The 14,000-nt window shown below is 66.9% G+C and carries 11 protein-coding genes; 3 read left to right on the plus strand and 8 right to left on the minus strand.

The features are described from left to right. Nucleotides 1-6: 6 nt before the first annotated feature. The 3 genes from lptF (at nucleotide 7) to F2Q65_RS05545 (ending at nucleotide 3,925) form a co-directional block, all read left to right on the plus strand. A complete protein-coding gene (gene lptF, locus F2Q65_RS05535) occupies nucleotides 7-1,197 on the plus strand; it encodes an LPS export ABC transporter permease LptF (protein ID WP_150091237.1) in 1,191 nt (396 codons plus the stop codon). A 186-nt stretch (nucleotides 1,198-1,383) separates the two neighbouring features. Then, nucleotides 1,384-3,018, plus strand: coding sequence for an imidazole glycerol phosphate synthase subunit HisF (gene hisF / locus F2Q65_RS05540; protein ID WP_150091239.1), 1,635 nt, complete (start codon nucleotides 1,384-1,386; stop codon nucleotides 3,016-3,018). A gap of 10 nt (nucleotides 3,019-3,028) precedes the next feature. Continuing rightward, nucleotides 3,029-3,925 carry a COG3904 family protein gene (locus F2Q65_RS05545; protein WP_150091241.1) on the plus strand — a complete coding sequence of 299 codons (897 nt, stop codon included), beginning with the start codon at nucleotides 3,029-3,031 and terminating at the stop codon, nucleotides 3,923-3,925. Between the two features lie 61 nt (nucleotides 3,926-3,986). Here F2Q65_RS05545 and F2Q65_RS05550 read toward each other — a convergent pair whose 3' ends face one another. The 8 genes from F2Q65_RS05550 to F2Q65_RS05585 all read right to left on the minus strand — a co-directional run bounded on the left by F2Q65_RS05550 (nucleotide 3,987) and on the right by F2Q65_RS05585 (nucleotide 13,868). Further along, nucleotides 3,987-4,901 (minus strand): DMT family transporter, encoded by a 915-nt coding sequence (locus F2Q65_RS05550; RefSeq protein ID WP_150091243.1) that lies wholly within the window; start codon nucleotides 4,899-4,901, stop codon nucleotides 3,987-3,989. 82 nt (nucleotides 4,902-4,983) lie between these two features. Then, nucleotides 4,984-5,370, minus strand: coding sequence for a type II toxin-antitoxin system VapC family toxin (locus F2Q65_RS05555; protein ID WP_150091246.1), 387 nt, complete (start codon nucleotides 5,368-5,370; stop codon nucleotides 4,984-4,986). Further along, nucleotides 5,367-5,612: a type II toxin-antitoxin system Phd/YefM family antitoxin gene (locus F2Q65_RS05560; protein WP_150091248.1), complete on the minus strand. Its 246-nt coding sequence runs from the start codon at nucleotides 5,610-5,612 to the stop codon at nucleotides 5,367-5,369. The genes F2Q65_RS05555 and F2Q65_RS05560 overlap by 4 nt, the downstream gene beginning before the upstream one ends. Nucleotides 5,613-5,821: 209 nt before the next feature. Continuing rightward, on the minus strand, nucleotides 5,822-7,189 hold the full coding sequence (purB, locus tag F2Q65_RS05565; RefSeq protein ID WP_150091250.1) for an adenylosuccinate lyase: 1,368 nt from the start codon (nucleotides 7,187-7,189) through the stop codon (nucleotides 5,822-5,824). 257 nt (nucleotides 7,190-7,446) lie between these two features. Continuing rightward, nucleotides 7,447-10,107: an aconitate hydratase AcnA gene (gene acnA, locus F2Q65_RS05570; protein WP_150091252.1), complete on the minus strand. Its 2,661-nt coding sequence runs from the start codon at nucleotides 10,105-10,107 to the stop codon at nucleotides 7,447-7,449. A 138-nt stretch (nucleotides 10,108-10,245) separates the two neighbouring features. Then, entirely contained in the window at nucleotides 10,246-10,881 is a 636-nt protein-coding gene (hflD, locus tag F2Q65_RS05575) for a high frequency lysogenization protein HflD (RefSeq protein WP_150091256.1), read from the minus strand. A gap of 83 nt (nucleotides 10,882-10,964) precedes the next feature. Continuing rightward, a complete protein-coding gene (gene mnmA / locus F2Q65_RS05580) occupies nucleotides 10,965-12,113 on the minus strand; it encodes a tRNA 2-thiouridine(34) synthase MnmA (RefSeq protein ID WP_150091258.1) in 1,149 nt (382 codons plus the stop codon). Between the two features lie 6 nt (nucleotides 12,114-12,119). Next, nucleotides 12,120-13,868 carry a cation:proton antiporter domain-containing protein gene (locus F2Q65_RS05585; protein ID WP_150091260.1) on the minus strand — a complete coding sequence of 583 codons (1,749 nt, stop codon included), beginning with the start codon at nucleotides 13,866-13,868 and terminating at the stop codon, nucleotides 12,120-12,122. Nucleotides 13,869-14,000: the final 132 nt, after the last annotated feature.

Genomic DNA, 14,000 nt, shown 5'->3' on the forward strand with positions numbered 1-14,000 from the left:
GCGCGGATGAAGATTCTGGAACACGGCACCTTGAGCATCGTCGATCGCTACTTCATCGCTGAACTGGCCAAGGTCTTTGCCGCCATCATGGCGACCCTGGTGCTGATCATGACCAGCATGCTGTTCCTGCGCACGCTGGAGCAGGTCGATGTCGGTGCCCTGGCGTCGGACGCGATGCTGCGCTTTCTCTACCTGCAGATCCTGCGTGATCTGTCCAGCCTGCTGCCGCCGGCCTTCTTCCTGGCTGCGCTGGTGACCTTGGGGCGCATGGCCCGCGACAGCGAGCTGATCGCCTTTGCCGCGGTGGGTTTCGGGCCGGTGTCCGTCTACCGGTCGCTGCTGCTGTTCGCGCTGCCGCTGGCCTTGCTGACGGCCTGGCTGGCACTGGTCATGCAACCGGCCGCGTCGCTGGAGATCCAGCAGATCAAGGCCCTGGCCGAACAAAAGGCAACCCAGGCTGCCGGGTTGCAGGCCGGCCGCTTCTACCAGCAGGACGATGGTCGCATCACCTTTTACGCCAGCGAGCTGAGCGACGACAAGCGCTTCCGCGCCATCTTCATCCAGGACCGACGCCAGTCGCCCACCCGCATCGTGCTCGGCGAAACCGCAGAGTACCGGTCACAGGGCGCCGGGCTCGGCTCCGGCTCGGACAGCGACAATGGTCAAGGCCCGGGGCGGGCGGTGATCCTGGAACAAGGGCGCCGTTATGACGGTGACGCTGGTCGCCACGACTACGCCATCGGCGACTTCGAGCGCTACACCTATTTCCTGCCGGACGAGGAGGCGGGTGCGGAGCAGCGTCAACGCCTGTCGAGTATGCCCACCGCCGAGCTGATCGGGGCGTCCAAGCTGATGCTGCGGGCGGAGCTGGGCCACCGGCTGGCGGCCCCGTTCTCCGTTCTGGCGCTGGCGTTGCTGGCCATCCCGCTGACCACCCTGTCGCCGCGTCAGCGCAGCGGGGGCCGGATGTTCCTGGCACTGCTGGCCTACTTTGCCTTCTTCAATCTGCAGGGCCTGGCAAAGAACTGGATGGAGTCTGGCCTGACGCCGCCCTGGCTGGGCATGCTGTGGTACCAGGTGCTGATCATCGCGCTGGTCTACCTGGCGCTGGTGCCCGGCAGCTTCTGGTCCAGGCGCCACCGCGGGCGGCTCTGGCGACGCCTGGGTAGCCGAGCGGGCGATCAACCTTCCGGGTAACGGGCCGACGGGCAAGCGTCGGCCGTCGATGCCGCAGACGGTGCCTGATGTGGTGCCGGACCCGATGCCGGATGCGGCGCTGACGCGGCGGCGCACTCGGCAGAACGCCTTCCCGGCGGACGCACGCCGGCGGTTCGATTACACTTGTGGCTCGTCCTCACCCTCAGCCGCAACCACGACAGCAGTATGGCCAAGATCTCCTTTCTCGACTACGGCGCCGGCAATGTCCGCAGCCTGCGCAACGCCATCGCCCACCTGGGATACGAACCCGTCGACATCCGCCGCCCGGAAGACATCCTGCAGGCGGAGCGACTGGTGTTTCCGGGCGTGGGTGCCTTCGGCGCGGCCATGCAGCGTCTGCATGAGCTCGGGTATGTGGAGCCGTTGCGGGCCTATCTGCAGGCGGACCGCCCGTTCTTCGGCATCTGCGTCGCCATGCAGTCGCTGTTCGAGGGCAGCGAGGAATCCCCCGGGGTGGCAGGTCTGGGTGTGATCCCGGGGGTGGTGCAACGCTTTGCCGACGCGGCGCTGGCGGTGCCGCACATGGGCTGGAACGGGGTGCGGGCGCTGCGGCAGTCGCCGCTGCTGGACGGGCAGGACCCGGCGGCCAAGTTCTACTTCGTGCACTCCTACCGGGCCCAGCGGGATGCCGCCAACAGCGACTGGATCCTGGCCGAGACAGATTACGGCGAGCCCTTTGTCAGTGCGGTGCAGCGCGGGCAGGTGATGGCCGTGCAGTTCCATCCGGAGAAGAGCGGCGCCGTGGGCCTGGAACTGCTGCGCCGATTTCTTGCCGGTGAGGCGGCGCGCCCCGGTGCTGGCACGGCGGCCGGGGTCCCGGCACCACCGATGCCGCCGAAACCGGTTGCAGCGGCCCCCACCCGGTTTGCTAAGCGCATCATTGCCTGCCTGGATGTGCGCAGCAACGATGCTGGCGACCTGGTGGTGACCAAGGGCGATCAATACGACGTGCGCGAGGCCGGCGAGGTGCGCAACCTGGGCAAGCCGGTGGACCTGGCGCGGCGCTATTATCAGGAGGGTGCCGACGAGATCACCTTCCTGAATATCACCGCCTTCCGCGACTTTCCGCTGTCCGATCAGCCGATGCTTGAGGTGCTGCGGCGCACCTCCGAGAATGTCTTTGTGCCGCTGACCATCGGTGGCGGCATCCGCGCCTTCACCGATGCGGACGGGTGTGCCTACAGCGCCCTTGACGTTGCCAGCGAGTACTTTCGCTCCGGTGCCGACAAGATCTCCATCGGTTCCGATGCGGTGGATACCGTCGAGGCGGTGCGCGCCCGCGGCAGCGGCGACGGCAGCAGCGCCATCGAGCAGATCGCCGCGCTCTACGGCAACCAGGCGGTGGTGATCTCGGTGGATCCGCGGCGGGTCTATGTGGCGTCGCCGGAGAGCACCGAGCGGCCCGTCATCGAGACCGCGATCCCCGGCCCGAACGGCGAGCGCTTTTGCTGGTTCCAGTGCACGGTCAAGGGCGGGCGCGAAGGGCGTGACGTGGACGCGGTGGAACTGGCGCAGACCTGCGAGGCCCTGGGTGCCGGCGAGATCCTGCTCAACTCCATCGATCGCGACGGCACCGGCAGCGGCTTCGATCTGGAACTCATCGCCGCGGTGCGCGCCGCCGTGCGCATCCCGGTCATTGCCTCCAGCGGTGCGGGCTGTGCGTCGCATTTCACCGAGGTGTTTCGGCACACCGGCGTCGAGGCGGCCCTGGCGGCGGGTATCTTCCATCGTCGGGAGGTGCCCATCGCGGCGGTGAAGGACCAGTTGCGTGCCGATGGTATCGAGGTACGTGCAAGCTGAGGCGCCGGCCATGACCGGGACCGGACCACCGGTCCGTCTGATCGCCCGGCTGCTCCTGTTCGCCCTGGCGGTCACCTGGCTCGCCGGTTGCGTGGGCACTGCAAACCAGGCCACGCGCCCGGGCATGCCGAAGGCCGGGGAACTCCCGGCCGGGCTGTCGGGGGACGAACTGCTGACCGGGATCGCTGCCTGCCACCTGCGCCGCGTGGCCCAGACCGGGGACCGAGGCGCCACCGATGCGGTGGTCATCGCCGCGGTGGAGCGCTACGACTTCACCATCGCGCAGATGATCGCGCGCTCCAACAGGCTGCTGGAGACCGCCGCGGATCCGTCGGCCAGGGTGGCCCTGCGCGCGCTGACGCAAGGGGCCTGCGAGGAACTGGCCGTGCTCACCGGCATCGCGCCCAGCCTGGTGCGGTTCGACGCCTCCGGCTTGCTCATGACCACCTGGATCCGGGTGGAGGGGCCCATCGACGAGGGGTTTGCGGACGCTGTGGTGGCGCGGCTGCGTCGGGAGAAGGCGGTGGGGCTGATCATCAACAGCCCCGGCGGTTCCCTGTACGAGGCGCGACGCCTGGGCCGCTACCTGCGGGAGAACGGGCTGCGGGTCGGTGTCGACGGGCTCTGCACCTCCGCCTGCGTGGATGTGCTGGCGGGGGGGATCGAACGCTATGTCACGCCGGAGGCCCGGCTCGGCATCCACCAGAGCAAGGTGCCGCCGCACCTCAGCACCCACGAGGGCGGACAACTGTCCGTGGTGGCCGCGGTGTTGTACCTGCGCGAGATGGGCGTGGACGAGAGCATCGCCCTGGCCGCCGCCGCGGTGCCCAATGACCGCATGTCCTGGATCTCGGTGCCGGAGGCACTGGAGAGCGGTCTGGCGACGCGACTGGTCACTCGTCTCTGATCGCCCTGCCATGGTCAGGGCGGCGCCGTTGTCACCGGCGCCAGAAGTCCGGCGACCATGCTCAACCGCGAGCAGACTGCGGCGTCGATCTTCGCCTCGACACCAGTCGCAGGCCGCCGCCGGCGCGACCCACGAGCAGGCCTGCGGCGGCAATCAGTAGTGTGCCGACGAGCATGCGCAGGGTGATCGACTCGTCCCAGATGAGCCAGCCGTAGGCGGCACCAAAGACCACGGCGAAATAGCCGAAGGCGCCCATGCGCGAGGCCGGCGCAAGGGAGAGCCCACGAGTCAGCGCCAGCTGGCCGAGGGTGGCGGCGATGGCGACGGCCAGGAGCCAGAGCAGGGCGGCGGGCGAGGGCGTCTGCCAGGCCCAGGTGAGGGGGACGGCGGAGATGACGCAGGCAATCAGCGAGAAATAGAACACGATTCGAGTTGGCGGTTCGGTGCTGGAAAGGCGTCGCACCGTAACCTTGGCCAGTGCCGCCAGCAAACCGCCGAGCAGCCCGATCAGGGCCACCGGCGAGACCAGCAGGGCGCCGGCCTCGATGCCGGGGTCCAGGATGATGAGCACACCGACGAAGCCGACGGCCAGCGCCAGCCAGAGCAGCGGCGTGACCCGTTCGTGCAGCCAGAGCAGCGCGATCAGCGGCATGAATACAGGCGCCGTGAGTTTCAGCAGCATGGCCTCCGCCAGGGGCAGGTTGGCGATGGCGTAGAAGAAGCAATACATGGCCGAGACGCCGGCGACACCGCGCAGCAGATGCAGGCCGGGGACCCGGGTGGAGACCCGGCCCAGACCATGGCGCAGCAGCCAGGGCGCGAGGATCAGCAGCCCCAGCAGATTGCGCGCAAATACGATGAGTTCGTTGTCCAGTTCCTCGGACACGAAGCGGATGGCCACGCCCATGGTGGCAAAGCAGAGTTCACCCAGCAGGATGAAGCCGGCGCCGAGGAGGAATGCGCGCTGAGAAGTCATCCGGGATCACCGTGCCGGGGGGCTGCTGACCCTGGGTTCAGGCAAGCGCTGCATCGAAAATGCCCGGCTGTGGCTTGAATTTTCAAAGCTTGCGAATCGGTCCTGGATACTGCGCGATCAGACCATCGGTCGTGAGCAAGGTCAAGCCTTCGACCATGGCCTGAGCAATCAGGATGCGATCGAAGGGGTCTTTGTGGATGGGCGGCAGGTTGCCGACCATCAGCGTATGAGAACCGGCGATCGCCAGCGGCTGATAGCCGTTGTCGAGCAGACCTCGGTGCAGCCTGTGCGGGTCGACCTGAAAGTCATCGCGGTCGAGTCCACGTTTGATGACGATTTCCCAGAGACTGGCGGCACTGAAATGCAGGCTGTTTTCCGGTGCGCCCAGGAGCCCGCGGGCCTCATCGGAGAGCCGTCCGGGCAGACCTGCGGCCCAGAGCAGTAACTGGGTATCGAGCAGTAGCCTCACGAGCGGCCTTCAAACAAACCGGTGATGGTGTCTCTGCCGATGTCATTGAAATCGTCCGGAACCCGGAGTTCTCCTTCCATGAACCCCAGACGCTTGGGTTGTCGCGCCTCGGTGGCATCCAGCGGCAAGACCTTGACCAAGGGGCGACCCGCCTTGGCGATGACGAAGGGTTCACCGGCAGCCGCCTGCTCGATCAAACGGGACAGGTGCGTTTTGGCTTCGTGAATGTTGACAGTGTGCATCAGGTCTGCTCCAGATTGAACCAAGTCCGATTAGTCTAGTCTGCCTGATGGACGACAACAATCCCGAAGCGATTCGCAAACCGCGTTTTCGGTGTCTTCGCCGTTTACCAGCCTAGGCCGCAGAACAGGGCGGGGTATCCCACTCGGCAAGGCCAATGCGGCCAAACCCGTCAGCCTGGATACTTCGTGTGCCCAGATGCATCCTGTGGCTAGATGCTTCGCGCCTGCGCTTCCGCATTACCGATGTAACTCGCCGGCGTCATGGCCTTGAGCCGCGCCTTGGCATCATCCGGGATCTCCAGGCCATCGATGAACCTAGCCATGGCCTCGGCGCCGACGCGCTGGCCGCGGGTCAGGGCCTTGAGGCGCTCGTAGGGTTTGTCGACACCGTGGCGGCGCATCACCGTCTGGATGGGCTCGGCCAGCACCTCCCAGTTGGCCTCCAGATCGGCGGCCAGGCGCTCGGGATCGGCCTCGAGCTTGCCGATACCCTTGAGCGCGGATTCCAGCGCAATCAGGGTGTGTGCGGCGCCGACGCCCAGGTTGCGCAGCACGGTGGAGTCGGTCAGGTCGCGCTGCCAGCGCGACACCGGCAGCTTGCTGCCCAGGTGCGCCAGAATCGCATTGGCGATGCCCAGATTGCCCTCGGCGTTCTCGAAGTCGATGGGATTGACCTTGTGCGGCATGGTGGAGGAGCCGACCTCGCCCTCGACGCGCCGCTGCTTGAAATAGCCGAAGGCGATGTAGCCCCAGACATCGCGGCAGAAATCCAGCAGCACGGTGTTGAAACGCGCCAGGGCATCGAAGAGCTCGGCGATGTAGTCGTGCGGCTCGATCTGGGTGGTGTAGGGGTTGAAGCTCAGCCCCAGGGATTCGACGAAGTCCTGCGCGAAGCCGGGCCAGTCCAGGTCCGGATAAGCGCTGAGATGGGCATTGTAGTTGCCGACCGCGCCGTTGATCTTGCCAAGCAGGGCGACCTGGGCGACCGCCTCGCGCTGGCCTTGCAGGCGCGCGACCACATTGGCCAGTTCCTTGCCGAGGGTGGTCGGCGAGGCCGGCTGGCCGTGGGTGCGCGAGAGCATCGGCAGCGCGGCATGCTCATGCGCCAGCGCGCGGATGGCGGCGATGACCCGGTCCATGGCCGGCAGCAACACCTGATCCCGCGCGGCGCGCAGCATCAGGCCATGCGACAGGTTGTTGATGTCCTCGGAGGTGCAGGCGAAGTGGATGAACTCCGACACCGCCCCCAGCTCCGGCGTGTCGGCGACCTGTTCCTTCAGGAAATACTCCACTGCCTTGACATCGTGGTTGGTGGTGCGCTCGATGGTCTTGATGCGCTCGGCATCTTCCACCGAAAAGGCATCGGCGATCCGATCCAGACGGGCATTGGCCGCGTCCGAAAAGGCCGGGACCTCAGGGATGTCAGGATGCCGCGACAGCGCCTGCAGCCAGCGTACCTCGACCAGCACGCGGTGGCGGATCAGGCCGAATTCGCTGACGATGGGGCGCAGTGCCTCGGTCTTGCTGCCGTAGCGGCCGTCGATGGGGGAGACGGCGGTGAGTGAGTTGAGTTGCATAAGCCGGTTTTCGTTCAGGTTTGACCGCAGAGATCTAACCGCAGAGATCTAACCGCAGAGACGCAGAGGGCACAGAGACTGCACGGAGTCTTCAAAAGGCCCCTGGGCGGTGAGATGTTCACCGCATCATGACGGGCCGTAGGCCTCGCGCGTGGACTGAATCAATCCGCGCGTCATGGGGGCCCTTTGTTACTCCTTGGCGTGTTCTTTGCGCCCTTTGCGCCTCTGCGGTTGTGTTTCCCGCGCGCGATTCAGCCTCAGGCCGCCAGTTTCCGCAGCACGTATTGCAGGATGCCGCCGTGCTGGTAGTACTCGACCTCGTTCGGGGTGTCGATACGCACCCTTGCCTGGAAGGTCTTGGCATTGCCCTCGGCATCGGTCGCGGTCACGGTCACCTGCTTGGCATGGCCCTCGTCCAGATTGGAGATGGCAAAGGTCTCATAGCCCGTCAGCCCCAGGGACTCGGCGCTCTCGCCGTCCAGGAACTGCAGCGGCAGGATGCCCATGCAGACCAGATTGGTGCGGTGGATGCGCTCGTAGCTCTCGGCGATCACCGCGCGCACGCCCAGCAGGCGCGGGCCCTTGGCGGCCCAGTCACGCGACGAGCCGGAACCGTATTCCTTGCCGGCGATGACGATGGCCGGCACCGCATCGGCCTGATAGCGCATGGCGGCATCGTAGATGCTCATCTGCTCGCCGCTCGGCTGATGCAGGGTCACGCCGCCCTCGGTGCCGGGTGCCATCTTGTTGCGCAGGCGGATATTGGCGAAGGTGCCGCGCATCATGACCTCGTGGTTGCCGCGGCGCGAGCCGTAGGAGTTGAAGTCCGCCGGCGCGACGCCGTGCTCGATGAGGTAGCGCCCCGCAGGACCGTCGGCCTTGATGTTGCCGGCCGGCGAGATGTGGTCGGTGGTGACCGAGTCGCCGAGCAGCGCCAGACAGCGGGCATTGCCGATGGGCGCGACCGGCGCGGGCTCCAGCTGCATGCCCTGGAAGTAGGGCGGCTCCTGCACATAGGTGGAGTCCGCATCCCAATCGAAGACCTTGCCGGCCGGTGCCTGCAGCCCCTGCCAGCGCGCGTCACCGGCGAAGACATCGGCATAGCTCTGGGTAAAGTCGTCCTGGCCCAGGAATTGATTGACGGTCTCGGCCACCTCGGCCTGGCTCGGCCAGATGTCCTTCAGATAGACCGGCTGGCCATCGGCGTCGGTAGTCAGCGGATCGTTGTAGGGATCGATGTCCATGCGCCCGGCGATGGCATAGGCCACCACCAGCGGCGGCGAGGCCAGGTAGTTCATGCGCACCTCGGCATGCACCCGACCCTCGAAATTGCGGTTGCCCGAGAGTACCGACACGGCGGTCAGGTCGCCCTCGGCGATGGCCTTGGAGACCTCTTCGCGCAGCGGGCCCGAGTTGCCGATGCAGGTGGTGCAGCCGTAGCCGACGACATGGAAGCCGAGCTGCTTGAGCGGTTCCATCAGGCCGGCGTCTTCCAGGTACTTGGTCACCACCATGGAGCCCGGGCCGAGGGAGGTCTTGACCCAGGGCGGCACCGACAGACCGCGCGCCACGGCCTTCTTGGCCACCAGCCCGGCGCCCAGCATGACGTTGGGGTTGGAGGTGTTGGTGCAGGAGGTGATGGCGGCAATGACGATGGCGCCATCGCTGAGCGTTACGTCCTGGCCGTCGATCTTGGTGGTGACCGGCTTGCTGGCCGCACCGCGCTCGCTGTTCAGGGCCTTGAGCGCCGCATCGAAGCTCGGCTTGATCGCGGTCAGCGCGACCCGGTCCTGGGGGCGCTTGGGGCCGGCGAGGCTGGGCACCACGGTGCTGATGTCGAGTTCCAGTTGCTCGCTGTAATCGGCCTCGAAGCTGCCGTCGGCGTCGAACATGCCCTGGGCCTTGGCATAGGCCTCGACCAGCGCGACCTGCTCCTCGCTGCGACCGGTCAGGCGCAGGTAGTCCAGCGTCTCCTGATCGATGGGGAAGAGGCCGCAGGTGGCGCCGTACTCGGGGCCCATGTTGGCGATGGTGCTGCGATCGCCCATGGGCAGGGTCTTGACCGCCGGGCCGTAGAACTCGACGAACTTGCCGACCACGCCATGCTTGCGCAGGAGCTCGACGATGGTCAGCACCAGGTCGGTGGCGGTGGCGCCCTCGGGCAGCTGGCCGGTCAGCTTCACGCCGACCACCTTGGGGATCAGCATGGACACCGGCTGGCCCAGCATGGAGGCCTCGGCCTCGATGCCGCCGACGCCCCAGCCGAGCACGCCCATGCCGTTGACCATGGTGGTGTGCGAGTCGGTGCCGACCAGGGTGTCCGGGTAGGCCTGCAGCTCGCCGTCGACCTCGCGGCCGAAGATGACCCGCGCCAGGTATTCCACGTTGACCTGATGCACGATGCCGGTATCCGGCGGCACCACCTTGAAGTTATCGAAGGCGCTCTGGCCCCATTTCAGGAACTGGTAGCGCTCCTTGTTGCGCGAGAACTCCAGTTCCGCGTTCAGGCCGAAGGCGGCGTCCGAGCCGTAGTTGTCCACCTGCACCGAGTGGTCGATGACCAGCTCCGCCGGCTGCAGCGGATTGATCTTGTCGGGATCGCCGCCGAGGGCCTTCATGGCATCGCGCATGGCGGCCAGATCCACCACCGCGGGCACGCCGGTGAAGTCCTGCATCAGCACCCGCGCCGGGCGGTACTGGATCTCCTTGTTGGGCTCCGCCTGCGGATCCCAGTCGGCCAGGGCCTGGATGTCATCGCGGGTGACGGTGACGCCGTCCTCGAAACGCAGCAGGTTCTCGAGCAGGATCTTCAGCGAGAAGGGCAGCCGCGCACTGTTGGCCACGGCGTCGAGCTTGAAGATCTGGTAGGTCTTGCCGGCCACCTCGAGGGCGGTCTTGGCCTGGAAACTGTCTTGCATCTGTGGTGGCTCCAATGGGGTCTGTTGTTGTGAGAATGCGCCAGCCGGTGAATTCTAGACGTGCGGTGCCGGAAACGCACCAGCACAGGACGAATTGTCTGCATTGGTTTTCGCAGGTCGGGTGTGACGGCCGTGATCTCAGGCGCGGTCGTTCAGCGGCGCACTCAGGTAGTCACGGGCGGACTGCAGCAGCTTGCCCCGCGACAGGAGCATCTGCAGGCGCCGGCCGCCGCACTGTCGCCACAATATCGCCGCGCGAATGCCGGCCAGCAGCAGCGCGCGGATGCGTTCCTGGTTGTCGGCGTTCTGCAGATACAGCGGGTTGCCGCGCACGATGATGCGCTGGGGCAGCGTGCTGATGGTGTCGCTGTAGATGCCGGCCAGGCCGGCCAGCACTTCGCGGTCCAGCAGCGGCAGGTCGCCGCGGGCGTTGGCCGCGCCCTGGATACGACGGCCGACCTCGGCCAGCATGTGCGGCTGTCCGGCCAGGGTGCGCTCGTGGCGCATCAGGGCGATGACATAGCGGGTCAGTTCCATGTCCCGCTCCGGCTGGCCGGTGATCTGGGCGACGATCTGGCGCGCGCCGGCGGCGACCGCCCCCGGCGGGCCGAAGACGGCGGGCACATCGTCCGCATCGATCTGGAACAGACTGTAGATACAGGGCTCCATCTTCTGGGTGTCGACACTGCCCCGGTTGGCGATGCGCTGCACGCAATGGGCGGCCTGATGGATGCCCGCCAGGGCGATGATGCGGTCTTGGTCGGTATGCTGCATGGTGTGGCTGTTGGTTGGCGTGGGTTCGATGGTGTCGCTGTTGCAGGCGCGCGTTTCGATTGTCGCGGACGCGATGCCGGCCGTCAGCCCTCGCAGACCACGGCCCCGCCGAGGCATTCGTCTTGACGGTAGAAGACCACGGACTGCCCCGGCGTGACGGCGCGCTGGGGCTGGGCAAAGACCACCCGGCAGCGGTGCTCGTCGTAAGCCGTCAGGGTACAGCGCTGCAGCGGCTGGCGGTGGCGCAGACGGCACAGGCATTCCAAGGGAGCCGGACCCGGCGGATGACCGCCGATCCAGTGCAGTTGCTCGCCGCGGAGCCGGCGCGAGAACAGCCGGGGGTGATCCTTGCCCTGCACCACGATCAGCGCGTTGCGGGCGCTGTCCTTAGCGGCGACGTACCAGGGGGCCTCGCCAGCGTCGCGGATGCCGCCGATGCCGAGTCCCTGGCGCTGGCCGATGGTGTGCCAGGCCAGGCCGCGATGCGCGCCCAGTACCTTGCCATCCGGCGTCATTATGGGGCCAGGCTGTTCCGGCAGCCAGCGCGCCAGAAAGTCACCGAAGCGGCGCTCGCCGATGAAGCAGATGCCGGTGCTGTCCTTCTTTTCGGCGTTGGCCAGGCCCAGGTCGCGGGCGATGCGGCGCACCTCGGCCTTGTTCAGCTCTGCCAGCGGAAACAGGGTGCGGGCGAGCTGGGGCTGATCGAGCAGGTGGAGGAAGTAGGTCTGATCCTTGTCCGGATCCGCGCACAGGCGCAGATGGCTGCCGTCGGCGTCGTGCGTGACCCGGGCGTAGTGGCCGGTGGCGATCCAGTCCGCGCCCAGGCCCAGGGCATGCTCCAGAAAGGCGCGGAACTTGATCTCGCGGTTGCAGAGCACATCCGGATTTGGCGTGCGCAGGGCGCGATATTCCGCCAGAAAGTACTCGAACACGTGGTCCCAGTATTCGCTGGCGAAGTTCACCGTGTGCAACCGCAGGCCCAGGCGCTCGGCGACGGCCCGGGCGTCGGCCAGGTCCTGCGCCGCGGCGCAGTAGCCGGGCTCGTCGTCTTCTTCCCAGTTCTTCATGAACAGGGCTTCCACGCGGTACCCCTGCTGCTGCAACCGATGCGCGGCGACGGCGGAGTCGACACCGCCGGACAGGCCGACGATGACGCGTTGTGCCTTGTTCGAATCGGCGTTTGGGCCAGCTTCAGGGCCAGCGTTCGGGGCAACGGGAGACGGCTCGGGCATCGGGGGTCAGGCGCCCTTGGTGTCGGAGGCGGTCGCCGGGGTCACCTCCAGTTCGGAGCGCACCAGCGCATAGTCGTCGCCACGGGCATCGCTAAGCACCGTCTCGGCCTCGCGTGGCGAGATGCCGAGCCCTTCCAGGGTCTCGCTGGCCAGGCGCAGGCTGGCCTCCACCGCCTCAGGAAAGGCCTTGTTGGCGCCGGCCCGATACAGGGCGTCGCAGGTGGTCAGGTCCCGCGCCCGGGCAACAATGATGGCCCTTGGTGCCTTGGCGCGGATCAGCCCGGTGGCGTTCACGGCGGCCTGGGCGTTGTCGATGGTAAGCACCACCAGTTCCACCTGGTCGATGCGCACGGCGTCCATCAGGTGCGCATCGCAGATGTCGCCGTAATAGACCGGGTAGCCGTCGTTGCGCCAGCGCGCCACCAGATCCGCATTGCCATCGAAGGCCATGTAGCGGATGCCGTGGCCCGCCAGGATGGCGCCGATGGTGTGACCTACCCGCCCGAAGCCGGCGATGATGACGCGCGGATGCGCGTCGCCACCCTGAGGCACATGGCGGAAGCGATCGTCGACCCGATCGGTATCGTCCGGCAGGCGTTCCGCCATTCGGTTGCCGATGCGCGTCAGCAGCGGCGTGAGCACCATGCTCAGGGAGATGATGGCCACGGCCAGCACGAACAGCCGGTCGTCGATGAGGCCAAGGGCCTTGGCGGCGCCGAACAGCACGAAGCCGAATTCCCCGGCCTGGGACAACAGGAAGGCCACCCGCAGGGCCACGCTGCGCGGGTTGCCGAACCAGCGGCACAGCAGGTACAGCAGGCCGAGCTTGATGCCGATCAGGGCCAGCAGGTGCAGGCCGAAGACCAGCGGCTCCGCGGTGACCACGCGCAGGTCCACGGACATGCCCACGGCGACGAAGAACAGGCTCATCAGCAGGACCTTGTGCGGCTCCACGCTGGCCTGGATCTGCATGCTGTAGCGCGAGCCCGACAGCATCATGCCCATCAGGAAGGCGCCCAGGGCCATGGACATGCCGGCCTGGTCCATGGCCCAGGCGGCGACGAAGACCGCGGCCATGACCACCAGGAAGAAGGCCTCGCGGTTGTACTGGCGCGCCATCAGATCCAGCAGCCGGGGCACCAGCCAGCGCCCGCCGCCCAGCACCAGGGCCAGCATGACGCCGATGATGCTCAGTTGCTGCACCAGCGAGTGTTCGGACGTCTGCGGCCCGGTGGTCGCGATCACCGGCAGCAGCGCGATCATCGGCACCACCGCCAGGTCCTGCATCAGCAGGATGGCGAAGGCCGTCTGGCCGTGGGGGGTGGCGATCTCGCCCTGTTCGTAGAGCATCTGCATCACCAGGGCAGTGGATGACAGCGCCAGGAACAGACCGACCAGGATCGCGATCCGCCAGTCCGCCAGGAACAGCCAGAAATAGACCGCCAGCACGAGTCCAGACAACAGAACCTGCAGGGAACCCAGGCCGAACAGCATGCGGCGCATGTCCCACAGCCGCCGGGGATGGATCTCCAGGCCGATGACAAACAGCAGTAACACCACACCGAGCTCGGTGAAGTGGCGCAGGTCTTCCACATGGCTAGTGACCGAGGGGCCGGGGGTATGCGGGCCGATCAGGATGCCGGCCACCAGCAGCCCCAGGATGGAGCCCAGGCCAAAGTTGCGGAACAGGGCGACCGCGGCCGCGGCGGCCACCAGCAGCAAGACGGCGGAGTAGACAAAGGACTTCGGGTCCATCCTGGATCACCTGCTCGAACGCTCGGCGAGGGCCTTGGGCACGTGCCCCCATCATACCGCCCATCACCCGGGCTTTGCATGTGGTCGCGCGCTATACTCGGGCCCGGATCATCGCTGCCGTTGCCTGTTTGC

The organism is Thiohalocapsa marina, assembly GCF_008632335.1.
In the GTDB taxonomy this organism is placed as follows: Bacteria; Pseudomonadota; Gammaproteobacteria; order Chromatiales; family Chromatiaceae; genus Thiohalocapsa; species Thiohalocapsa marina.

What these genes read in the sequence shown, in the direction of transcription:
- lptF (WP_150091237.1), top strand. Translation starts at nt 7, where the DNA reads ATGAAGATTCTGGAACACGGCACCTTGAGCATCGTCGATCGCTACTTC.
- hisF (WP_150091239.1), top strand. Translation starts at nt 1,384, where the DNA reads ATGGCCAAGATCTCCTTTCTCGACTACGGCGCCGGCAATGTCCGCAGC.
- F2Q65_RS05545 (WP_150091241.1), top strand. Translation starts at nt 3,029, where the DNA reads ATGACCGGGACCGGACCACCGGTCCGTCTGATCGCCCGGCTGCTCCTG.
- F2Q65_RS05550 (WP_150091243.1), bottom strand. Translation starts at nt 4,901, where the DNA reads ATGACTTCTCAGCGCGCATTCCTCCTCGGCGCCGGCTTCATCCTGCTG.
- F2Q65_RS05560 (WP_150091248.1), bottom strand. Translation starts at nt 5,612, where the DNA reads ATGCACACTGTCAACATTCACGAAGCCAAAACGCACCTGTCCCGTTTG.
- purB (WP_150091250.1), bottom strand. Translation starts at nt 7,189, where the DNA reads ATGCAACTCAACTCACTCACCGCCGTCTCCCCCATCGACGGCCGCTAC.
- acnA (WP_150091252.1), bottom strand. Translation starts at nt 10,107, where the DNA reads ATGCAAGACAGTTTCCAGGCCAAGACCGCCCTCGAGGTGGCCGGCAAG.
- hflD (WP_150091256.1), bottom strand. Translation starts at nt 10,881, where the DNA reads ATGCAGCATACCGACCAAGACCGCATCATCGCCCTGGCGGGCATCCAT.
- mnmA (WP_150091258.1), bottom strand. Translation starts at nt 12,113, where the DNA reads ATGCCCGAGCCGTCTCCCGTTGCCCCGAACGCTGGCCCTGAAGCTGGC.
- F2Q65_RS05585 (WP_150091260.1), bottom strand. Translation starts at nt 13,868, where the DNA reads ATGGACCCGAAGTCCTTTGTCTACTCCGCCGTCTTGCTGCTGGTGGCC.